The following is a 16,193-nucleotide window of genomic DNA, read 5'->3' on the forward strand; positions in this document are numbered from 1 at the left end:
CGCCTTAACCCGATCCAGCGGGGTCGCCGGGTATGCTTCGGGCATGCGCGTCCTTCCCCCGCTCGCCATCGCCGTGGTGCTGATCCTGATGCCCGCGGTATCAATGGCCGCGGCCATCGTCGACAAAGTCCAGATCAAGGGACTCAACGAAGACGACGACACCCAGCGCGCCATGGCCGAGAACATCCGCGTGGCGCTGACGCTCAACGATGCGTTGGGCACGCGCCTGGGCGAGGCGCGCCTGGAATACCTGATGGAGCAGACCAAGGACGAAGCGGCCGGCGCGCTGGAACCGTTCGGCTATTACTCGCCCACGATCGAAGTGACCTCCGAGCGGCTCAGTGCCGCCGATGCGGCCCGGATCGAGAAGGAAAAGAAGGGCGGCAAGGACAAAGCAAAAGACAAGGACGACCAGGACGACGACGACACCGGCGATAACGCCAGTGCTCCGGCCGGCGATGTCCAGCGCGACAGCAGCGATGCAGACGGCAAGGTGACCACCTCCACTGCGCCGGCCAATGCCGCGGGCGGCGAAGGCGCCGTCGCCCAGCAGGCCACAGATGGCACGTCATCCGGCACCGCCAGCGCCACGCCGCGCCAGCGCGCGCCGGCCGACCATATGAGCGTCACCATCACCGTGACCCCGGGCGAGCCGGTGCGCGTGCGCGATGCAGATATCCGCATCGATGGCGAAGGCGGCAGCGACCGCTATCTGGCCCAGGACCTGAAGGACTTCGCGCCGGCCAAGGGCGCGGCGTTCGACCACCAGACCTACGAAGCCAGCAAGCTCAAGATCGTGCGTCGCCTTGCCGAGCGCGGTTACCTGGATGCGGACTTCGAGACGCGCAAGGTGGAAGTGACCCGCGCGCAGCACGCGGCCGACATCGACCTGTCCTGGGTCAGCGGCATCCGCTACGACATGGGCCCGACCCACTTCAACCAGAGCTATTTCCGCCCTGGCCTGCTGGACCGGCTGGTGTACTGGGACGAAGGCAGCTACTACCACCAGGGCAAGCTCGATCGCCTGCGCCAGTCGCTGGTGGCGCTGGATTACTTCAGCAACATCGACATCCAGCCCGACGTGGACAACGCTGTCGATGGACGCGTGCCGATCGAGGTCAACCTCAAGCTGGCGCCGCGCACCATCTACCAGTACGGCCTGAGCTACGGCACCGAGTACGGCGCGGGCTTCCTGGCCGGCGTGGAGCGGCGCTACGTCAACTCGCGCGGGCACAAGCTCAAGACGCTGCTGGACTACGCGCAGAACCGCAAGGCGCTGACCACGACCTATCGCATCCCCGCGTTCAAGTGGCTCGACGGCTGGTACGCGGCCACCGCACAGCTCTACGACGAGCAGACCGACTACATCGACACGCGCCGGATCGAACTGATCGGCAGCCGCAGCGGCCAGCTCAACGAGAACTGGACGATTACCGCCTCGATCCACGCATTGCGCGAGCGCTGGCTGTTCCAGCTGGCCGACGACGATAGCGACGGTGCCGAGGCCGTCGCGCCGTATCGCTACGCCACCTACGTGTATCCGCAGCTGGAAGCCAAGTACGTCAACGTCGACGACCGCCTGTTCCCGCGCAGCGGCATCACCGCCACCGCCACGCTGCGTGGCGGCCTGGAAGGCGCCGGCTCGGACACCAACTTCGGCCAGCTGCTGATCGGCGGGCGCTGGTACAAGGGCTTCGGCCTCAACGACCGGTTGATCGTGCGCGGCGAAGTCGGCCAGACCTCGGTTGCCTCGCAGGATGCGCTGCCGCCGAGCCTGCGTTTCTACGCCGGTGGCGACAACAGCATCCGCGGCTACCAGTACCGCGAAGTCGGTCCGCGCGTGCGCACCGATGGCGGCGAGTATTCGGTCGGCGGCAACAAGCTGATCACCGGCAGCGTCGAGTACGAGCACTACTACAAGGGTGGGCCATTCGGCGGCGCGGTGTTCGTCGATTCGGGCACGGCCTACAACGACTCGCCGGACTTCAAGACCGGCGTGGGCTTTGGCGTGCGCTACAAGTCGCCGATCGGGCCGGTGCGCGTGGACATCGCCCATGGCCTGAATGATCCCGACTCGGTCGTGCAGCTGTACCTGAGCATCGGGGCCAGCCTGTGAGCCGCATGCCGGAAGACATCACGCCGGAGGAGCGCGAAGCGCGCATCGCCGAGCTGCGCGCGCGGCGCAAGGCGCGCGTGCGCAAGCTGGCGATCCGCAGCGGCATCGGCATCGGCGTGCTGGTGGTCGGCCTGCTGGTGGCGCTCTACTGGCTGCTGCAGACCGTGGCCGGGCGCGATGTGCTGCTGGCGCAGATCACCGCGCGCCTGCCGGCCGGTTCCACCTTCACCTACAGCAGTGCCGAAGGCCCGGTCGCCGGCCCATTGACGCTGCGCGATGTGCACTTCCACCTAGACACCATCGACTTCACCGCCAAGCGCGTGACGCTGGATCCGGACCTGCGCCCGCTATTGGGTAAGCGCCTGCGCCTGGATACGCTGGAGATCGAGGACGCGGTGCTGGACATGCCGCCCAGCCCGGACGAGCCGTTCAAGCTGCCGCGCTGGCCCGACGTGATGCCGCAGATCGAACTGCCGCTCAACATCCAGGCCGACACGCTGGTGATCGATGGCTTCCGCTACACCTCGGCCGGCGAGACGGTGGTGGATGTGTCCAGCGCGCGCGGCGGCATCGACGTGGGCGACGGCTATACCGAAGTCACCGGCGTCAAGGTGCGCAGCAACCTGGGCAATTTTTCGCTGGATGGGCATTACCGCCCGGGCGACAACTACGAGACCGACCTGACCGTGTCGGCCGGCTTCCCCGCCCCGCGCGGCAAGACGCCGGCACGCCTGGGCCTGGTCGCGCGTGGCGACGTGCGCCATATGGAGGTCGCCGTCGGCGGCAACGCGCCGGCGCCGGTGAAGGTGCACCTGGACGTGCGCGGCGCGACCAAGCCGGACTGGGCGCTGCATGCGGTGAGCAAGCAGCTGGACCTGGCCCTGTTCGGCGTGGGCGCGGCCGATGCGCCGCCGCTGGCGTTCGACCTGCAGGCCAGCGGCACCGATGGCGGCGCGGCGATCAGCGGCGAAGCCAAGCAGGGCGACAACCTGGTGGTGATCGAGCCTTCGCACGTGCGCATCGATGGCACCACGCTCACGGTGCAGCCGCTGGCGGTGCAGCTGCTGGGCGGCCGCATCACCTTGCGCGGCCACGCCGATTTCAAGGACACCGAAGATCCGACCTTCAAGTTCGCGGTCAACGCGCGCGACCTGGCCTGGGGCGAGGCCGACCAGCGCATCGACGCCAACGCCGACCTGGGCGTGGCCGGGCGCAAGGCGCGCTGGGTCGCGATCGGGAAGGCCGACCTAGCGCGCGGCAAGGACACGGCCAAGGTCGAGTTCGACGGCCGCGGCGATCTCGAAAAAGTCCTGCTGAAAACCCTGCGTGCGACCACGCCGGCCGGTGCGCTGGATGTCACCGGCCAGGTCGGCTGGGCGCCGCAGCTGGCCTGGGATGTGGAAGCCAACCTCAAGGAGTTCGACCCGGGCTACTTCGCCGCCGGCTGGGACGGCGCGGTCACCGGCAAGCTGGCCAGCAAGGGCGCGCAGCGCGATCCGGCAGCCAATGCCGGCACCGGCTTCGACGCCACGCTGGACATCCCGCAGCTCGGCGGCCGCCTGCGCGAACGCAAGCTGGCCGGCAGCGGCAACTTCAACCTGCACGGCGACAACGGCGACGGCAAGCTCGACCTCACCCTGGGCGCCAGCCACGTACAGGCGCAGGGCAAGGTCGCCGACACGCTGGACATCGACGCGCAGCTGACGCCGCTGCAGCTGGCCGACCTGCTGCCGCAGGCCACCGGCAGCCTGTCCGGCACGGTCAAGCTGACCGGCCCGCGTGCCACGCCCACCATCGATGCGGACCTGTCCGGCAACGGCCTCAAGTACGACACCTACGGCGCCGACGCGATCAGCCTCAAGGGTCGCCTGCCGTGGACTGGTAGCGGCGGCGAACTGGCCGTGCGCGGCACTGCGGTGCAGGCCGGGCTGCTGCTGGACAAGCTCAGCGTGGACGCGCGCGGCGCCGTGCAGAACCTGCAGCTCAACGTGCAGGCCGACAACCCGATGGCCTCGCTCACCCTGGCCGGCACCGCCCAGCAGAAGGGCGACGCCTGGTCCGGCGCGCTGGAGACGCTGCGCATCGTGCCGTCCAAGGGCGATGCCTGGGCGTTGACTCAGGCCGCGCGCTTCACCCAGTCCGGCAATGCCTTCACCCTGTCCGACAGCTGCCTGGCCGGCGGCGATGGCGGCACGCTGTGCGTGTCGGCCGACTGGCCGCGCAATGGCGTCAGCGCGCATTCGGACAAGCTGCCGCTGACGCTGATCCAGCCGTGGCTGCCGCCCGATGACGGCCGCCCGCTGACCCTGCGCGGTGACCTCACCCTGGACGCCAACCTCAAGCCGCAGGGCAACGCCTGGCAGGGCAAGGTGCACCTGGCCTCGATGGATGGCGGCCTGCGCATGGGCAAGAACACGCGCGGCGAGATCGTCCACTACGACCACTTCAGCATCGACGTGGACATGACCCCGCAGCAGATCCAGGCGCGCCTGGGCACCGGCTTTGCGGGCAACGGCTTCATCGATGCCAAGTTCACCACCGGCTGGGATGACTTCGCTCCGCTCAAGGGCGATGTGTATCTCTACAACGATCGCCTGTTCTGGCTGGAGCTGTTCTCGCCGGACTTGGTGCGCCCGCAGGGCAAGCTGAAGGGCCACATCGGCATCGCCGGCACGCGCGGTACGCCGCTGCTCAGCGGCGAGGCCGACCTGGCCGACTTCACCGGCGACCTGCCAGCGCTGGGCATCACCCTGATCGAGGGCAAGGCCTCGCTGACCGCATTGTCCGACGGCAGCGCCAAGATCGCCGGCAGCATGAAGTCGCAGTCGGCCACCGGCGGTAGGGGCACCGGCGGCACGCTCAACATCGATGGCGCGCTGGGCTGGCAGGGCCAGAACGAGCCGCTGCTGTTCAAGGTGCGCGGCGACAACTTCCTGGCCTCGGACACCACCGAGCTGCGCGCGGTGATCGCGCCGGACATGACCATCGCCCTGCAGGGCAACGTGCTGGGCGTGGGCGGCCAGGTCACGGTGCCATCGGCCAATATCAATCTGGAAAAACTCAGCGAGGGCGTGTCCACGTCGGAGGACGTGGTGGTGCTGGACCCGGCCGACCCGAAGAAAGGCGGCAGCTCGCTGCTCAAGCTGGACCTGGCGATCAACCTCGGCAACCAGGTCAAGCTCAACGGCTTCGGCCTGGAAGGCGGACTGCAGGGCGAGATGAGCGTGCACTCGCGCGCCGGCCGCGCGATGTCGGCCACAGGCCAGCTCGACGTGGACGGCCGCTACACCGCCTATGGACAAAAACTCACCATCTCGCGCGGCCAGCTGAGCTGGAGCAACGACGATGTGTCCGATCCCAACATCAACATCCGCGCCGAACGCGAAGTGATCAGCGCCGGTGTGACCGCGGGCATCGACGTCACCGGCCGCGCCAGCGCGCCGCGCGCCAGCGTCTGGTCCAACCCGGAAACCTCCGAGTCCGACGCGCTCGCGTACCTGGTGCTGGGCCGCAGCTTGAGCACGGCCAGCAGCGAGGAAACCCAGCAGGTCAGCGCGGCCTCTTCCGCGCTCTCCGCCGGCGCCGGCCTGCTCGCTTCGCAGCTGGGCGCCAAGATCGGCCTGGACGATGCCGGCGTGCTCGAATCGCGCACGATGGGCGGCTCGGTGTTCGGCGTCGGCAAGTACCTCTCGCCCAAGCTCTACGTCAGCTACGGCGTGTCGATGATCGGCTCCGGCTCGGTGGTCACGCTCAAGTACCTCCTGCGCAAGGGCTTCAACGCCGAGGTCGAGTCGTCCACGGTGGAAACGCGCGGGTCGATTAATTGGCGGAAGGAAAAGTAGGCCAGTTCCCGGGTTGGTTGCACTCGCTAGAGTGGCATTTTAGTATCACTCCATGCGCACCGAACTGGTTACCACCCTCAAACGCCAGGCCACCGAGTTGCTCTCGGACATCGAGCGCGATCGCGAGCCGATCCTGATCACTCAGCATGGTCTGCCGAGCGCGTACCTGGTCGATGTCGAAACCTATCAGGCACTGCAGCAGCGTCTGGGGATTCTGGAAGGCATTGCGCGCGGCGAGCAGGCGCTCGCGGAAGGCCGCTCGGTCTCGCATGCGCAAGCCAAGCAGCGCATGGGTCGATGGCTGAAATAATCTGGTCCGAGCCTGCACTGGCCGACCTCGACGCCATCGCGGACTACATCGCGCTTGAAAGCCCAGCCGCTGCCGCCGCCCTGGTGCAGCGCGTTTTTATCCATGTCGAGCAGCTGGCAGACCATCCCAATAGCGGCAGCCGCCCCAAAGAGCTTGGCAAGTCGCGCTATCGACAGATCATCGAGCCGCCTTGCCGCGTGTTCTATCGCGTCGATGGCACGCGGGTCGTGATCCTGCATGTGATGCGGACGGAACGTCTGCTTCGCAGAAGCGCGTTGAACGCACCAGTCAAACCCGCCAAGCGGTAGCTGTCCGACATCGGCGACGATCTTTCGCCTCTTCTTCGCGACAAGCGACAAATGCCCGGCCGAACACTGCCGATGCCGTTGAAGATCCATGTGCGACCCAACGCGCAGTAACATTTGATGCGCTTGTCTCCGAGACCACAGGCCACATGTCATCGCTGAAGGCCATTGGACTTGGCCGCGAGGATCGCTGACATGCTGTCGTTTCTCCCTCCTCGCTGGCGACGCCACGTGCGTTGGGTCGTGGTGCTGCTGGTCATGCTGCTGTTCGCCTCGCATCCGGAGGTGCGGCTGATGGTGCCGGTGCTGGATGCCATCGGCTTGGACCTGCTGCTGATGCTGTTCGGCGCGCAGGTGCTGTCGACCTATGCCGATGTGCTGTTGCCGATGCTGCGTGGCCTGCGTTACGCCGTCCTCGCACCGTCGCTGCAATGGCTGGGCGCGGGCACAAAGCGCTGGCCGATGTGTCGCACGGCGCGTGCCTGGTGCTCGCACACCTTGCGCCGCGCGCGGCGGGGACGCGCGCTCTGGTTGCGGCTGCACGTGGCGTGGTGGACGCTGGTGCGACGCGCGGCGCCGGTGGTCCCGCAGCTGTCGAACACGCCCATGACCGAACCGTCATGCACCCGGTATTTGCCGCCTGCGCGGCGCGGGGCTACTGTCGCCGCCACGTTTCGAATCGCATCGTAGGCCCGCATGACCCGCACCCTGCCCCTGGCCGCCTCGCTGGCGCTGCTGCTCTCTTCCACCGCCCGTGCCGACGAAGGCATGTGGATGCCGTCGCAGTTGCCGGGCCTGGCCGACCAACTGCGCGAGGCCGGCTTCCGCGGCAACCCGCAGGACCTCGCCGACGTCACGCAGGCGCCGCTGAGCGCGGTGGTGAAGATCGGCGGTGGCACCGGCTCGTTCGTCTCGCACGATGGTCTGCTGGTTACCAATCACCACGTCGCCTACGGCGTGATCCAGTACAACACCAAGGCCGGCGCCAACCTGATCGACGATGGCTTCGTCTCGCATGCGCGCGGCGAGGAATTGCCAGCCAACCCGGACTTCCGCGTGCTGGTGACCACCGCCTTCGACAACGTCACCGAGCAGGTGCTGGCCGGCGCCAAGGGCAAGACCGGCCGCGCCTATTACGACGCGGTGGACAATGCGACCAAGCGCCTGGTCGCGGCGTGCGAAGCGCCGGGCGGCGTGCGCTGCAGCGTGGCGACGATGAACTACGGCGCTGACTTCTACCGCATGACCCAGCTGGAACTGCGCGACATCCGCCTGGTCTATGCACCGCCGCGCGCGATCGGCAATTACGGCGACGAGATCGACAACTTCATGTGGCCGCGCCACGCCGGCGACTTCACGTTCCTGCGCGCCTACGTCGGCAAGGACGGCAAGCCGGCCGATTACAGCACCGACAACGTGCCTTATCAGGCGCCGGCGTTCCTCAAGGTCGCGCTCGACGGGCCGAAGGAAGGCGACTTCGCCATGCTCGCCGGCTATCCCGGCACGACGTATCGCAACCGCACCGCGGCCGAGTTCAAGGCGCAGGTCGGCCATGTGTTGCCGGCACGCGTGACGGTGCTGGATGCGTTGATCGACACCATCGAGCAGGCCGGCAAGGCCAATGCCGAGGCGCGCACGCGCTACGCCTCGCAGCTGCAGTCGCTGAAGAACAACCGCAAGCGCGCCGCCGGCGAACTGAAAGGCCTGCTGCGCAGCGAAGCCGCGCATCTGCGCGACCAGGATGAGCAGGGCATGCTCGCCGCCACGCGCGGCACGCAGTCCCAGCGCATCACCGAGCTGCGAACGCTGCTGGCCGAAGGCCAGTCCCAGGGCGACCGCGAACTGCTGCTGGGCCTGATCGCCACCCAGACGCAGCTGATGCGTTCGGCACTGACCCTGGAGCGCCTGCGGATCGAGTCGGCCAAGCCCGACGCGCAGCGCGAGACCGGTTACCAGCAGCGCGACCAGGCGCTGATCGAAGGCGTGCTTAAGCAGGTGCAGCGGCGCTACGACCCGGCCACCGAAAAAGCCTTGCTGACCATCCTGCTGGGCCGCTACCAGCAGCTGCCCGATGCGCAGCGCGTGCCGGCGTTCGATGCCGCGTTCGGCCGCACGCCTGCGGAACTGGCCAAGGCGCTGGATGCGCTGTATGGCGCCACCGCGCTGGGCACCGAAGACGAGCGCCTGTCGCGCTTCGCCGCTGCACGCGAAGGCAAGCCGCTGGCCGATGATGCGCTGATCGCGCTGGCGGCCAGGCTGGTGCCGGCACAGCTGCAGCTGGAGAACGCGCGCAAGACCCGCGAAGGCGACCTGCTGCGCCTGCGCCCGGCCTACATGCAGGCACTGGCCGCATGGCGCACCAAGCAGGACCGTGCCAGCTATCCCGATGCCAACAGCACGCTGCGCGTGAGCTTCGGCAAGGTGGCGCCGCTGGCGCCGCGCGATGCGGTGGCCTACGCGCCGGTGACCACCGTGGCCGGCATCGTGGAGAAGAACACCGGCGTGGTGCCGTTCGATGCGCCGCGGCCGCTGTTGGAGGCGATCGCCAAGGGCGATTTCGGCAGCACCGCCGATCCCGTGCTGAAGACCCAGACGGTGGATTTCCTGACCAACCTGGACACCACCGGCGGCAACTCCGGCTCGCCCGTGCTCAACGCCAAGGGCGAGCTGATGGGCCTGAACTTCGACAGCAACTGGGAAGCGGTCAGCGCCAGCTGGTGGTACGACCCGCGCTACAAGCGGGCGATCCACGTCGACACGCGCTACATCCGCTGGCTGCTGGCCAAGGTGTATCCGGCGCCGGAACTGCTGAAGGAAATAGGCCTGCCGGCGGAGTAAAAGAAAAGGGCGACGTCACCGTCGCCCTTTTTCGTGCGCTTGACGCAGTAAAGCGTCAGGTGACCTTCTTGAAGATCGTCACGCCCAGCACCAGCAGGATCAAGGCGATGATGATGAAGGCCCAGAACAGGAACTTGGCGATGGCGAACGCGCCGCCGGCGATGCCGCCGAAGCCAAGCACGCCGGCAATCACACCGATGATGGCGAAGATCAATGCCCACTTGAGCATGGGTCGGGTCCTTTGACGTTGAGATGGCGCGCACCCTAGCCAGCGCCCGGTGCGCGCGGAGTGACGACGCCCGCACGCCGCGCTCACCCCGGCAAAAGATCAGCGGAAGAACTGGCTCGGCGACTGGCCGAAGCGGCGCTTGAACATGGTCGCGAACGCGCTGGGGCTGTCGTAGCCCAGCGACAGGGCCACGTCGATCACCTTCTCGCCGACGGCCAGGCGTTCCAGCGCGCGCAGCAGGCGCGACTGCTGCCGCCACTGGCCGAAGGTCATGCCGAGGTCGCGCGCGCACAGGCGCTGGATCGTCTTGACGTCCACCTGCAGGCGCGCGGCCCAGTCCTGCAGCGTGGAGGGATCTTCCGGCGCGCGTTCCAGCTGCTGGCTGATGATCCGCAGGCGCGGGTCGGCCGGCTCGGGCAGGTGCAGTGGAAGGACCGGCAAGGTCTGCAGTTCGTCCAGCACCAGGCGCATCAACCGGCCGTCACGCGAGTCCGCGGCGTAAGGCTGCGGCACGTCAACCGCGGCGTGGATCAGCGCAGCCAACAGCGGCGTGATCGAGACGGTCGACGGCCCGGCCGGTGGCTGGGCGATGGCCTCGGGCAGCACGTACAGGCTGCGCATGCGCACCAGGCCGATACAGTGGACCTCGTGGCCCATGCCGGCCGGCATCCACAGCGCACGCGTGCTGGGCACCACCCAGCGCCCGCTGCCCGCGCGCACGACCAGCACGCCGCCTTCGGCATAGACCAGCTGGTGGCGATCGGGATGGTGGTGCAATGGAATCAGCGTGCCGGGCGCGTAATCGCGTGCCTTGCAGTACACCGCGGCGCCCGGGTCGGCTGGCAGGGTCAGGCCGGGACCGGCGGCGGCTTCGATGCCATGCTTTGGAATGTCCTTTTCAGAAAGGGTCATGACCAGATCGCGCAGGAAGGGCGGCGGCCCGCACCCTACCATGTGCCCACTCCGCGCTGCATCGCGCCTTTCCGCCCCGATCGCCATGTCCACGACCGCACCGCCTTTGACCGCTTCCGCCTCGACCCGACGCCCGGTGGCCGTCGGCATCCTCGCGGCGATCACCAGCTCGCACCTGGTCAACGACATGATGCAGTCGCTGATCCTGGCGCTGTATCCGATCCTCAAGGGGCAGTTCCAGCTCAGCTTCGCCCAGGTCGGCCTGATCACGCTGACCTACCAGCTGACCGCCTCGCTGTTCCAGCCGCTGATCGGCCTGCGCACCGACCGCAAGCCGGCGCCGTACTCGCTGCCGATGGGCATGTGCTCGACGCTGTGCGGGCTGGTGCTGCTGGCGTACGCACCCAACTTCGCGATGGTGCTGGGCGCGGCGATGCTGGTCGGCATCGGCTCGGCGATCTTCCACCCCGAGTCCTCGCGCATCGCGCGGCTGGCGTCGGGCGGCCGGCATGGCTTGTCGCAGTCGGTGTTCCAGGTCGGCGGCAACACCGGTACCGCGATCGGCCCGCTGATCGCCGCGGCGGTGATCGTGCCCAACGGCCGCACCAGCGTGGCGTGGTTCGCCGGCGCGGCGCTGATCGGCATCGGCCTGCTGAGCTATGTCGGCCGCTGGTACCAGCAGCACCTGGTGCTGGCCGCGAGCGCGCCCAAGCGTGCGGCCGTGCTCGAAGTCGCGCCGCTGCCACGCCGCACCGTGGCCTGGGTGATCGCGATCCTGCTGGTGCTGATCTTCAGCAAGTATTTCTACATCGCCGGCCTGAGCAGCTACTACACCTTCTACCTGATCCAGAAGTTCCAGCTGTCGGTGCAGAGCGCGCAGCTGCATCTGTTTGGCTTCCTGCTGGCCTCGGCCGCCGGCACGCTGATCGGCGGCCCTGTCGGCGATCGCATCGGCCGCAAGCCGGTGATCTGGGCCTCGATCCTGGGCGTGGCGCCGTTCGCGCTGGTGCTGCCCTATGCCAGCCTGGGCTGGACCACGGTACTGACGATGATCATCGGCTTCGTGCTGTCCTCGGCGTTCTCGGCCATCCTGGTCTATGCGCAGGAACTGATGCCCAGCCGCATCGGCACGGTTTCGGGGTTGTTCTTCGGCTTCGCCTTCGGCATGGGCGGCTTGGGCGCAGCGGTACTCGGCGTGCTGGCCGACCACACCAGCATCTTCTGGGTGTACCAGGTGATCTCGTTCCTGCCGCTGCTGGGGATCGTGGCGGCGTTCCTGCCCAATCGCCGGCACGCCTGAAACGCGGCGCCAACCCCGCGCGGGCGGGGATGTCAACGCCTTGGATCACCCGGGCAACGGGGCCACAATCGCCGGCCCTGTAGTCCGGTTGAACCCAACGCAATGGCAGAACTCTCCGCGGCGCTTGCGCGCCAGATCGCCCAGACCATCGCCGACGAGATCGGCGCCCAGGCCGCACAGGCCTTGGCCGCCATCGCGCTGCTGGATGAAGGCGCGACCGTGCCGTTCATCGCGCGCTACCGCAAGGAAGTCACCGGTGGCCTGGACGATACCCAGCTGCGCAACCTGGAAACGCGCCTGGTCTACCTGCGCGAACTGGAAGACCGCCGCGCCGCGATCCTGTCCAGCATCGACGAGCAGGGCAAGCTCACCGACAAACTGCGCAGCGACATCCTGGGCGCCGACAGCAAGTCGCGGCTGGAAGACCTTTACCTGCCGTACAAGCCAAAGCGCCGCACGCGTGCGCAGATCGCGCGCGAAGCCGGCCTGGAGCCGCTGGCCGATGGCCTGCTGGAAGATCCCACGCGCGTGCCGGAAGAATTTGCCGCCGGCTTCGTCGATGCCGAAAAGGGCGTCGCCGACGCCAAGGCCGCACTGGAAGGCGCACGCGCGATCCTGATGGAGCGCTGGGGCGAAGACGCCAAGCTGCTGGGCGAGCTGCGCAGCTGGCTCGACAGCGAGGGCGTGATCCGCGCCAAGGTGATCGAAGGCAAGGAAGACGCCGGCGCCAAGTACCGCGACTACTTCGACCACAGCGAAGCGCTGGCGAAAATCCCCTCGCATCGTCTGCTGGCGCTGTTCCGCGCACGCCGCGAGGAATTCATCCAGCTCGAACTTGATCCGGGCGCCGATCTCGACGCCGGCAACGCCTATGCCGAAGGCCGCATCGCGCTGGCCGCCGGCATCCGCGTGCAAGGCCGCGCGGCCGATGCATGGTTGTCGCAGGCTTGCCGCCTCACCTGGCGCGCGAAGCTGCACCTGCACCTGATGCTCGACCTGTTCAACCAGGCGCGCGAGAAGGCTGAAGGCGAGGCCATCGACGTGTTCGGCGACAACCTCAAGGACTTGCTGCTGGCGGCGCCGGCCGGCCCGCACGCGGTGCTGGGCCTGGACCCGGGCATCCGCACCGGCTGCAAGATCGCCGTGGTCGATGCCACCGGCAAGCTGGTCGCCACCGACACGATCTACCCGCACGAACCCAAGCGTCAGTGGGACCAGTCGCTGCACACGATCAAGCGCCTGTGCGAACAGCACAACGTGGCGTTGATCGCGATCGGCAACGGCACCGCCAGCCGCGAGACCGACAAGCTGGCCGGCGAAGTCATCAAGGCCTGCAACAACCCGAAGCTGCAGAAGATCGTGGTCAGCGAAGCCGGTGCGTCGGTGTATTCGGCCTCGGAAACGGCGGCCAAGGAATTCCCGAACCTGGACGTCTCGATCCGCGGCGCGGTGTCGATTGCACGCCGCCTGCAGGATCCGCTGGCTGAGCTGGTGAAGATCGAGCCGAAGGCCATTGGTGTCGGCCAGTACCAGCATGACGTCGACCAGTTCCGCCTCGCACGCGCCCTGGATGCGAAGGTCGAGGACTGCGTGAATGCCGTGGGCGTAGACGTGAATACCGCCTCGGCCGCACTGCTGACGCGCGTCTCCGGCCTGTCCTCGACGGTAGCGGAAAACATCGTGGTGTATCGCGACCAGAACGGTCCGTTTGCTTCGCGCAAATCGCTGCTTAAGGTGCCGCGCCTTGGTGAGAAGACCTTCGAGCAGTGCGCCGGCTTCCTGCGCATCGCCGATGGCGAGCAGCCGCTGGACGCGTCCTCGGTACACCCGGAAGCCTATCCGGTGGTCGAGCGCATCCTCGCCACGGCACAGGGCAAGGGCGTCAAGCAGATCATCGGCGACACCGCGTTCCTGCGCAGCCTCAAGGCCGAAAGCCTGACCGACGAGAAGTTCGGCGTGCCCACGGTGCGCGACATCCTCAAGGAACTGGAAAAGCCGGGCCGCGACCCGCGCCCCGAGTTCAAGGCCGCGCGCTTTGCCGACGGCGTGGAAGACATCAAGGACCTGCGCGAAGGCATGATCCTGGAAGGCGTGGTGAGCAACGTGGCTGCGTTCGGTGCGTTCGTCGACATCGGCGTGCACCAGGACGGCTTGGTCCACATCTCGGCGCTGTCGGACACGTATGTGAAAGACCCGCGCGACGTGGTCAAGGCCGGCGACATCGTCAAGGTGAAGGTGCTGGAAGTGGACGTGGCGCGCAAACGCATCGCCCTGACCCGTCGCCTGGACGACGTGCCGGGCGCGCCTTCGGCCCGCGACGAACGCAACGCCGGCCCACGCGGCAACGGCCCGCGCAACGACCGCGGCGGTCGTCCCGGCGGCAGTAATGCCCGCCCGCCCAAGCCCACCGCGCCCCCAGCCGACAACGCCCTCGCCGCCGCCTTTGCCAAGGCCCGCGGCAACTGAGGACCCGAAGGGCCGCGCATAGCGGCCCTTTTCTTTTGCTTCGAACACGCCGACTTCTACGGGCAATGCGCCCACGAATGTCCGTGCCTCGGGGCCGGCGCCATTCGACTCACGCCACGCGCATTGGACGAAGGTCTTAGATGTTTTGTCCGAATATCGCCCCTACAAGCGATATTCGAACTTGAATGCTGCACTGCGGAGAACCTAGCGTGTGCACCCATGCAGTGGTGCCGGCTGGAAGCCGTCTTCGCGGAAGGTCCGCGACACGTCTGCCCTACCTTCGCGCCGCCGCTGGCGGCCTGACCCTGATCGCACCCGGAGAGCTTCATGCGTCGTCCCGAATTCAAGGCCAGCCCGTTGTTGTTGGTCCTGCTGGCCTGCCTGCCGGGCGCCGCAAGTGCCCATCAGGCCGAGCCCGTGCCGGCCCCGCGCGAGGTGCTCAAGGTCGACCGCTACGCCGATGACGAAGCACCGGGTTCGCTGCGCTGGGCGATCACCACCGCCAACCAGGCGCCGGGCAAGTACCGCATCGAGATTGCCGCGGTCGGCGCCGCGCCGTACGTGATCAAGCCCACCCGGGCGCTGCCGGAGATCAAGGGCCCGGTCGCCATCGTTGGCCTGCCCTGGCAGCAGGCCGGCCAGCACGTGGCCATCGACGGCTCGGCCTATGTCACCGGCGAAGGCACCAAGGCCTGTCCCGGCGCGGTCGAAGGCCAGTACGGCACCAATGTGCGCACCACCACCCTGCCCGGCCTGGTCCTGCGCGATACGCAGGGCGTGGAACTGGCCGGGCTGGAAGTGCGCAACTTCTGCATCGGCGTGCTGGTCAACCGCACCAGCGGCAGCGAGATCCATGACAACCGCATCGTCGCCAACAAGGGCGGCGCAGGCGTGATGCTGACCGGCGACGACGGCACCGGCCAGTCCACCGCCACCACCACGGTCCACAACCGCATCGTGCGCAACGAATTCCTGGACAACGGCGACGGCCTGGAGCTGACCCGCGGCGCGGCCTGGAACCTGGTGGCCGACAACGTGTTCCGCTCCACCGATGCCAATCCCGAGCCCTCGCAGGGCATCGAGATCCTGTGGGGCAACGACAACACGGTGGCGCGCAACCGCTTCGAGAATTACTCCGACGGTCTGCAGATCAACTGGGGCAATCGCAACTTCATCAGCGCCAACACCTTCACCGGCAACTCCATCGGCGTAAGCCTCACCGGCCGCGACAACGTGGTCGATGGCAACACCATCACCGGCAACGGGATCGGCGTGGCGGTGCGCCCGCAGCCGACCTCGCTGCCCAACCGCATCAGCGCCAATGCCATCACCGGCAACGGCCTGAAGATCGAGCGTTGCCAGGCCGGCGGCGCCTGCGTGCCCGGCCAGCAGCGCGGTGCGATCGTGTTCGGCGTGCCGGGCCTGGAGCACGCGATCTTCGTCGGTTCGCGCGGCATCGGCGTCGATCAGGATCCTGCGAAGAAGGCAGGAATCTGCAGCGATCGCGTCAACGACAACTGCCAGCCCGCGCCCAACGGGGGTATCGTCGCGCCCGTCATCGACAGCGCACGCCACAGCGGCAACAGCCTGTCCATCGACGGTCATTTCCGCGGTGTCGCAAACACCGTGCATCGCATCGAGGTCTTCGGCAATGCCAAGGCCCGCGATGACGAAGCGGCGCAGTACCTGGGCAGCGTCTCGGTCGCCACCGACGCGCAAGGCCAAGGCGTTTTCCGCTTCACCACTGACGACGCGGCCGGCATCGGCGGCGTCACCAGCACCGTGACCGCCCTGGATGGTGCGACCTCGCCCCTGTCGGCCCCGCACGCCGTCGGACGCTGACCTTCCCTGCCGCGCGCCTGTCGCGACGCGCTG

11 protein-coding genes are annotated in these 16,193 nt (G+C 67.8%); 9 read left to right on the forward strand and 2 right to left on the reverse strand.

The genetic code is table 11. The features are described 5' to 3' along the window. Positions 1-43 precede the first annotated feature (43 nt). The 6 genes from BMZ17_RS19205 (at position 44) to BMZ17_RS19230 (ending at position 9,411) form a co-directional block, all read left to right on the forward strand. On the forward strand, positions 44-2,116 hold the full coding sequence (locus tag BMZ17_RS19205; RefSeq protein ID WP_093143446.1) for an autotransporter assembly complex protein TamA: 2,073 nt from the start codon (positions 44-46) through the stop codon (positions 2,114-2,116). 5 nt (positions 2,117-2,121) lie between these two features. Next, positions 2,122-5,958 (forward strand): translocation/assembly module TamB domain-containing protein, encoded by a 3,837-nt coding sequence (locus BMZ17_RS19210; RefSeq protein ID WP_093143447.1) that lies wholly within the window; start codon positions 2,122-2,124, stop codon positions 5,956-5,958. A 52-nt stretch (positions 5,959-6,010) separates the two neighbouring features. Further along, positions 6,011-6,268, forward strand: a complete 258-nt coding sequence (locus tag BMZ17_RS19215; protein ID WP_093143449.1) for a type II toxin-antitoxin system Phd/YefM family antitoxin — start codon at positions 6,011-6,013, stop codon at positions 6,266-6,268. Then, positions 6,256-6,576, forward strand: a complete 321-nt coding sequence (locus tag BMZ17_RS19220) for a type II toxin-antitoxin system RelE/ParE family toxin (protein ID WP_093143999.1) — start codon at positions 6,256-6,258, stop codon at positions 6,574-6,576. The genes BMZ17_RS19215 and BMZ17_RS19220 overlap by 13 nt, the downstream gene beginning before the upstream one ends. Before the next feature lie 255 nt (positions 6,577-6,831). Beyond that, positions 6,832-7,263: a hypothetical protein gene (locus tag BMZ17_RS19225; RefSeq protein ID WP_139203013.1), complete on the forward strand. Its 432-nt coding sequence runs from the start codon at positions 6,832-6,834 to the stop codon at positions 7,261-7,263. A 6-nt stretch (positions 7,264-7,269) separates the two neighbouring features. Beyond that, positions 7,270-9,411, forward strand: a complete 2,142-nt coding sequence (locus BMZ17_RS19230; RefSeq protein WP_093143454.1) for a S46 family peptidase — start codon at positions 7,270-7,272, stop codon at positions 9,409-9,411. 55 nt (positions 9,412-9,466) lie between these two features. Here BMZ17_RS19230 and BMZ17_RS19235 read toward each other — a convergent pair whose 3' ends face one another. Together BMZ17_RS19235 and BMZ17_RS19240 are read right to left on the reverse strand one after the other, a co-directional pair. Next, a complete protein-coding gene (locus BMZ17_RS19235) occupies positions 9,467-9,640 on the reverse strand; it encodes a DUF1328 family protein (protein ID WP_093143457.1) in 174 nt (57 codons plus the stop codon). Between the two features lie 99 nt (positions 9,641-9,739). Next, positions 9,740-10,552 (reverse strand): AraC family transcriptional regulator, encoded by an 813-nt coding sequence (locus tag BMZ17_RS19240; protein WP_254775461.1) that lies wholly within the window; start codon positions 10,550-10,552, stop codon positions 9,740-9,742. A gap of 85 nt (positions 10,553-10,637) precedes the next feature. On the opposite strand from BMZ17_RS19240, the gene BMZ17_RS19245 reads away from it, so the two are divergent. From BMZ17_RS19245 to BMZ17_RS19255, 3 genes are all read left to right on the forward strand, one after another. After that, entirely contained in the window at positions 10,638-11,852 is a 1,215-nt protein-coding gene (locus BMZ17_RS19245; protein ID WP_093143460.1) for an MFS transporter, read from the forward strand. Between the two features lie 102 nt (positions 11,853-11,954). Beyond that, entirely contained in the window at positions 11,955-14,318 is a 2,364-nt protein-coding gene (locus BMZ17_RS19250; RefSeq protein WP_093143461.1) for a Tex family protein, read from the forward strand. A 327-nt stretch (positions 14,319-14,645) separates the two neighbouring features. Beyond that, positions 14,646-16,160, forward strand: a complete 1,515-nt coding sequence (locus BMZ17_RS19255; protein WP_093143462.1) for a right-handed parallel beta-helix repeat-containing protein — start codon at positions 14,646-14,648, stop codon at positions 16,158-16,160. Positions 16,161-16,193 lie beyond the last annotated feature (33 nt).

The sequence above is a fragment of the Pseudoxanthomonas sp. GM95 genome (genome assembly GCF_900109775.1).
Classification (GTDB): domain Bacteria; phylum Pseudomonadota; class Gammaproteobacteria; order Xanthomonadales; family Xanthomonadaceae; genus Pseudoxanthomonas_A.